8 protein-coding genes and 1 pseudogene are annotated in these 5,864 nt (G+C 44.9%); 8 read left to right on the top strand and 1 reads right to left on the bottom strand.

Features of this window, described 5'->3' with window-relative positions:
• The 6 genes and pseudogenes from AC19YR_RS24545 to AC19YR_RS24520 all read left to right on the top strand — a co-directional run.
• A pseudogene (locus tag AC19YR_RS24545) lies at positions 1-96 on the top strand (type II toxin-antitoxin system RelB/DinJ family antitoxin); the annotation flags it as partial.
• Entirely contained in the window at positions 86-373 is a 288-nt protein-coding gene (locus AC19YR_RS24540) for a type II toxin-antitoxin system RelE family toxin (RefSeq protein WP_500600426.1), read from the top strand. The pseudogene AC19YR_RS24545 and the gene AC19YR_RS24540, both read left to right, overlap by 11 nt.
• Before the next feature lie 112 nt (positions 374-485).
• Positions 486-1,019 (top strand): hypothetical protein, encoded by a 534-nt coding sequence (locus AC19YR_RS24535; protein WP_500600425.1) that lies wholly within the window; start codon positions 486-488, stop codon positions 1,017-1,019.
• Positions 1,020-1,152: 133 nt separating this feature from the next.
• Positions 1,153-1,833 carry a VRR-NUC domain-containing protein gene (locus tag AC19YR_RS24530; protein WP_500600424.1) on the top strand — a complete coding sequence of 227 codons (681 nt, stop codon included), beginning with the start codon at positions 1,153-1,155 and terminating at the stop codon, positions 1,831-1,833.
• Positions 1,834-1,979: 146 nt separating this feature from the next.
• On the top strand, positions 1,980-2,555 hold the full coding sequence (locus AC19YR_RS24525; RefSeq protein ID WP_500600423.1) for a recombinase family protein: 576 nt from the start codon (positions 1,980-1,982) through the stop codon (positions 2,553-2,555).
• Between the two features lie 98 nt (positions 2,556-2,653).
• A complete protein-coding gene (locus tag AC19YR_RS24520; RefSeq protein ID WP_500600422.1) occupies positions 2,654-3,046 on the top strand; it encodes a helix-turn-helix domain-containing protein in 393 nt (130 codons plus the stop codon).
• Positions 3,047-3,159: 113 nt separating this feature from the next.
• Here AC19YR_RS24520 and AC19YR_RS24515 read toward each other — a convergent pair whose 3' ends face one another.
• Complete coding sequence (locus AC19YR_RS24515; protein WP_500600421.1) at positions 3,160-3,954, bottom strand: RepB family plasmid replication initiator protein; 795 nt, start codon at positions 3,952-3,954, stop codon at positions 3,160-3,162.
• A gap of 470 nt (positions 3,955-4,424) precedes the next feature.
• Between AC19YR_RS24515 and AC19YR_RS24510 the strand changes: the two genes are divergently transcribed.
• Entirely contained in the window at positions 4,425-5,480 is a 1,056-nt protein-coding gene (locus AC19YR_RS24510; RefSeq protein WP_500600420.1) for a hypothetical protein, read from the top strand.
• A gap of 113 nt (positions 5,481-5,593) precedes the next feature.
• Positions 5,594-5,833, top strand: coding sequence for a type II toxin-antitoxin system RelB/DinJ family antitoxin (locus AC19YR_RS24505; RefSeq protein ID WP_261737337.1), 240 nt, complete (start codon positions 5,594-5,596; stop codon positions 5,831-5,833).
• Positions 5,834-5,864 lie beyond the last annotated feature (31 nt).

The following is a 5,864-nucleotide window of genomic DNA, read 5'->3' as shown; positions in this document are numbered from 1 at the left end:
GTCCTCATGACAGAAGAGGATGAAACCCTCATAAACACCGTACGCGAACGATTGGCTTCACCGCAGCGCGTTAAGGTGACGCTGGATGACCTATAGCCTTGAATTTGACCAACGTGCACTGAAGGAATGGCACAAGCTGGGAGATACGATTCGGCAGCAATTCAAGAAAAAGCTGGCTGAAATCCTGGAGAATCCCCGCATTGAGGCCAATCGTTTACGCGAGCTGCCAGATTGCTACAAAGTAAAGCTGCGCAGCGCTGGCTATCGCTTGATCTACCAGGTCATAGACCAAGAGGTTGTGGTATTTGTTGTTGCAGTCGATAAACGTGAGAATGAAGCAGCGTATCGAAAAGCATCAGAGCGGTTCAAATGAAGCATGATCACTAATGATGGGATTTATGGTCAAACCAGCAACACCTGAGCCTTTAGTTAATTAATAAAAGTAAAACTAAAAACTAATCAGTATTAAATAAAAGGAAAATAAAATGAAAACAGGGCCGTTCGGTTTAGAAATGGGAATGTCTATGTCCGAATTTAATGAGCCTCTCAATGAGATAGCTCCTAGTAAATTTCACACGACAATGGTCCCAAAGCCGCACACTGCATTTGAAAGTTACGTACTAACTATAACTCCAAAGCATGGGCTCTCATGGATTAAGGCAATTGGTAAAACAATACAAACTAATCCTTACGGAGTTGAAGTAAAGACTACATTTGACTCAATGAAATCAAAGCTTGAGAATAAGTATGGTAAGCATGACTTGCTTGATTTCTTGATGTTGGATAGCATTTGGAATGAGCCCCGAGATTGGATGCAGGGAATTTATAATGGTGAACGCATATTAATGGCGCAATGGGCTCCAAAATATGGTTCTGTTCTTGGTGAGTCGTTAGTGTCAGTAGCTCTTATTGCGTCAGCTTCTGATACATCATCTGGCTATATTGCAATTGAGTATTCATTTGAGAATACTAGCGCAGCCGAACTTGAGTTTTCAGCTTTAGAAGACGAAGCTTTATAGACTGTAATTCTAAAGGACTTTTGATTCGTGGACTTTGCTCACTGAGGCTCAAACCATGCCTCAGTGAGAAAATTCGCGAATTTATGATTGAAGCTGATTTGAAGGCCCCAAGACGACTAACCAAGGAAAACGCATGAAGCAACAAAAAGCGTCCCTGCTTGATCAATGCACAGAAATCGGTTGGTCTCTGACTGATATACTGGCACAGAAACACGACAAGCGAATTTGGTCTTTGAACGGAGGGCTAACCGGATTACCGGAAGAAGTGGTAGGTCAGACGTATACCAGTTCCGGGGCCAGCGTGAGCTTCTGCGAAGGTGGTTCTGCCCTTCTCCTAATGAAAGCCGCAGCATTAGAAACACTAGCTAGGCTGAACACCTTTAACGATCGAGCCGATGCTGTCACTCGTTACCTAGAAGCTCAAATGACGATTCTGGCTGAGCATACTGCCGAAATCATAGATACAGTCAGGACCATTACTCCGGACGCCTTAGTGCGGAATGTGAACGAGTTGATTGAAAATCCAACCCTCAAGTCCTTCTTTCCGCGAGTCAACAAACGCTTCATGTTGGAGCTTTACGAGCAGTTGGGGAACGACAAGATAGCGGACATCCTGCTGGCATTCTCTGCAGCACCTTACGATTACAGAGCGGGTTGGCCCGATTTGATCGTAATCAAAAACGGAGCCATGAAGCTTATTGAGGTCAAGACCAGTGACAAGCTACTGGATTCCCAACTTCGTTTTGCAAAGGGAATTGGTACGCCTATGGCGTTTGACTGCGGAGTTATCCGCCTCAAGGCGATAAAATCCTGAGCGGCCAACGCTCCAAGTCGCAGTCGTCGCTTTACTCCTAAGTTGTGCGACACCAGCTAGTACCCTGGTTTCATTGGTTCATAACTGTCGCATATCTCTGTCGCAGGTGATACATTACTTGCGACAAATACTGCGACAGGTGAAGCATGGCAACGGACAGTGGTCAGTTGATTGGGTATGCACGGGTCTCAACACAGGGGCAGGATTTGGCTCAACAGCGAGCCAAACTCAGTGATATCGGATGCCAGCGCATTTTCGAGGAGAAAGTGAGTGGAGCTAAGCGAGATCGACCGGAGCTAGGCCGCCTTCTCGATCATTTGCGCGCAGGAGACGTGGTGACGGTTACACGACTGGATCGCTTAGCCAGGTCAACAAGCGATCTTCTGCACATTGCCGAACGAATTAAGGATACCGGTGCTGGTTTGCGTTCATTAGCTGAACCCTGGGCTGATACCACGTCACCTGCTGGCCGCATGGTTTTGACCATTTTTGCAGGTATTGCCGACTTTGAGCGTTCGCTTATTGGCGAGCGTACTAGCGCTGGTCGGGCTGCTGCTCTTGCCCGAGGTGTGCGTTTCGGCCCACGTCCCGCTTTAAGCGCTGAACAGATAGTTCATGCGAGAAGGTTAATCGAGGAAGAGGGACTGTCTGTCAGCGAAGCTTCCCGTATTTTGAATGTGCATCGCGCAACCCTTTATCGAGCGTTGGCGCGAACTGCTTAAACGCGTTCGTCTGAATGGTCTTAAGCCTAATCAATTCGGTTTCCGATTAGGCCTAATGCTAGAGTATCTGCACACATTGCACACCAGAGGCTATGCAGATGTTGCACACCATTCAGGAAGCTATTGCACTGACTGGAAAATCTCGCCGAACGCTCTACAACCATTGTGATCAGGGCCGTCTGTCTTATAGCCTCGGTCACGATGATCGCCGTTATTTTGAAACGTCCGAGCTGATCCGCGCCTATGGCAGTCTTCTGCAAATTGCACAGCCTGTTGCACAGGAAATTGCACAGTCATGCACATCAGATAATCTACCAGAGACGCTTACAGAAGCTACCGCTCTAAGGTTGGCAGCAGCACTCGAAAAGCTGATTGAGATCGAAGAAAAGAAGCTGCTCCTGATCGAACATAAACCCGCTATTCAAGAAGCTGCTCCATTGCCACGAGAAAAGCCCGAATCGTTCGCGGATCTACTCAAAACACTGAGCTGAGCCATTCCTTTCCCACAGTGCTTTGATCGCTGTGTCTATGACCCTGAAGGGTTTCTTCACCTACCGTTCTGGTAGGCATCCAAAATCCCCAAAAAACGTGTGCTCCCCAAAAACTAAGAAATGACCACGCCCAAGCGTTTCGAAAGCTCATCCCAGCTTTCCCCAGGCCTTGCTTCCTTTTCCGCTTCTTTTCGACTTAAGGCCTTCCTGGCTTTTTGTTTCAGCGGTTTTTTAGGCGAAAACTCAAAAACCAAATGAGTTACAGACCTACCGGTTTTCTTCTGTTTCCAATCCACATTGATAGGGGAATGCAGGTTGATTTGCTCTATAGCTGGCGCAATCACCCAGCGTTTCAAATCACTAATGGATTTGTAGCTATCTGCAATCTGAAACGTTTTTTTGAGCCATGCGATTTCGATTTCTCGCTTACCGGTGCTTCGCCACTGAACCAAAAGCTCGTACAAGCGAATAGCATGGATGCTCGTCATTTTGACGACATCATCAATTGGGTAAACCGTAAAACGTTCCTTTAGCTCAGAAAGGTAAGGGATTAGGGCTGAGGTGAATTGGAATCGAACCAACCCTAAGGTTTCTACGTATTCGATCTGCTGAACCCAACGGAACCGTCTGATAGCAGGCGTTTCTCCAGCCTGATCGTAAGGGACTGTGATCTGGCGATTGAAAAGCCGATCTGCTGCATCCTTTAGCTCTTCGTAAGCCGTTTGACGCGTAACACCTACAAGGTCTACAACGCTTAAAGCATCAACCTCATACAGGGTTTGGTCGTTCAACGTCTGCCCTTGGCTTTTGGCAATACAGGCCAAAATTAAACGGTGCTCCCCCAGTGTTAACCGATAACCGGCCTCAACCAGGGCGTTAGATTTTTTGATCTGAAGATTCTTGCTCATAGCCGTTTCCCATCATCCATTATGAGAGGTTATCAGATCCTCTCGCACATTCGACAGGAATCTCTCGCACATTCGACAGGAATCTCTCGCACATTCGACAGGAATCTCTCGCACATTCGACAGGAATCTCTCGCACATTCATGCCTAAGAACCTTGATTTTAAAGGCCTGCAGAGCCGCTAAAGCTTTTAAAGATATAAAGTTTATAAAAAGGGAGACTGACCTAAAACTAGAAAACCGTGATGCTTTCCCCATCAAATCGAATGGTTTCAAAAGCGAGCTGACGTCACCAAACCTCAGTGAACGGTTTTGGCACACGCCTGTGTTGATTCTGAGTAGTTTTGATGTCAGGAGACTGCAGGTTTTAAACAGCAATGCAATGAACCACCTTGATTTGACTAGTCAGGATATGGGGACGGCTTACCTTTCAAAACTGTAAATAAATGACTACCACCCAAAGGACGAGTAGTCATGATTAAACAGTGCCAAAATCAAACCTGTATGAAAGAAATTCCCAAAAAATCTAAACAATGGTTGAATCAAATATTTTGTTCAACAAAATGTAGGAAAGCAGCACATCGTAAGAAAACCTCTCAGGAAACACGCATAGCAAGAAGAAGAGCAAATCTGCGTCAGAATGATGAAGTTCTTCGTCTTGTTAGCCAATGTAGAAGAGCTAGATCAGTTCAGATCCTAGAAGGACATGATATTGCTTCGTTCATAGAAACAATGACCCTTGTTAAAAAAAGACCTAAAGGTGATTTACATCTATGTCACATTGCACCAGTTAAAGGGAAAAGCTCCATAGGTTTATTTCATTGCCGAAATCTATTCTATGCTGGCGCTCACCAAAATAGAAAATTTGGTAACAAATGGGCAAGCGGCGGACTTTCGATCAAAAAAGAAAATATTTTAGATGAGTGGAAAATTTCTGAAGAAATGTCGACTAATGAGATACTTATTAAGATAGAAGAATACCTTGGAAATATAGTGGGAGAATACATAAAGTCAGCATCAGTAACGAAGTCTAAAAGAGCACAACTTGCTAATAAAATAAACGGTATAGATCCTAAAAGAGAATTTGATGAATTGATGATGCTAGATCATAGCGTATTACGTGAAGAATGGAGTAAGTTGAGCAATCATCCTTTTTATAAAATCACGTACAACCACACCGAATCTAAATACATTACATACATTTACGAGTTGAGTAGATTTGTATCTTACGGAGGGGATAGAGTAAAAGTTATGAAGAAGTTAATAAAAACCATGGCTGTAGGCTATGTAGCACTTAGCAAGGTAAGCGACAGTAGAACCTATAATAAGGATTTCGAAAAAGAATATGGGTCGCTTGTTAAAAAATTTCGTGATGTAGCTCTGAAAAATGAGAACGCTTGGTCTGAATTCAAAGATTTAATCTACGATGCCGCATTCAAGACATTACAAGGAGAGCCATTGAAAGCTAAAAAATTCCATAGCAAGATAATGAGTTACTTAGATACTTCGGTGAAACACGCTCTTAGCTAACCAGGAAAGGTGCGAAAGTACGTAAATTCTTCATACATATCTTGTAAATTTTCTTGAAAAACATCTCGTTCAATGCCACTGTAATGACGAACGTCTTTACAGGAGCCTGCGAAATGGCCTCAATCAATGTCCGTGTGGACGATGACCTCAAAACCCGCGCTTATCGCGAACTGGAGCGTTTGGGTGTGACTCCATCTGAGCTCATGCGCCAAGCCCTGCAATACGTCGCTGAGCGCGGTCAGCTTCCATTCCGGCCTGTCCTCATGACAGAAGAGGATGAAACCCTCATAAACACCGTACGCGAACGATTGGCTTCACCGCAGCGCGTTAAGGTGACGCTGGATGACCTATAGCCTTGAATTTGACCAACGTGCACTGAAGGAA

Source organism: Pseudomonas sp. MF08817 (assembly GCF_059862705.1).
The sequence above is the reverse complement of the archived record's forward strand: the minus strand, read 5'-3'. Positions and strand labels throughout refer to the sequence as shown.

Excerpts from the sequence above, each read along its gene's own strand:
- AC19YR_RS24540 (WP_500600426.1), top strand. The coding sequence starts at position 86 with ATGACCTATAGCCTTGAATTTGACCAACGTGCACTGAAGGAATGGCAC.
- AC19YR_RS24535 (WP_500600425.1), top strand. The coding sequence starts at position 486 with ATGAAAACAGGGCCGTTCGGTTTAGAAATGGGAATGTCTATGTCCGAA.
- AC19YR_RS24530 (WP_500600424.1), top strand. The coding sequence starts at position 1,153 with ATGAAGCAACAAAAAGCGTCCCTGCTTGATCAATGCACAGAAATCGGT.
- AC19YR_RS24525 (WP_500600423.1), top strand. The coding sequence starts at position 1,980 with ATGGCAACGGACAGTGGTCAGTTGATTGGGTATGCACGGGTCTCAACA.
- AC19YR_RS24520 (WP_500600422.1), top strand. The coding sequence starts at position 2,654 with ATGTTGCACACCATTCAGGAAGCTATTGCACTGACTGGAAAATCTCGC.
- AC19YR_RS24515 (WP_500600421.1), bottom strand. The coding sequence starts at position 3,954 with ATGAGCAAGAATCTTCAGATCAAAAAATCTAACGCCCTGGTTGAGGCC.
- AC19YR_RS24510 (WP_500600420.1), top strand. The coding sequence starts at position 4,425 with ATGATTAAACAGTGCCAAAATCAAACCTGTATGAAAGAAATTCCCAAA.
- AC19YR_RS24505 (WP_261737337.1), top strand. The coding sequence starts at position 5,594 with ATGGCCTCAATCAATGTCCGTGTGGACGATGACCTCAAAACCCGCGCT.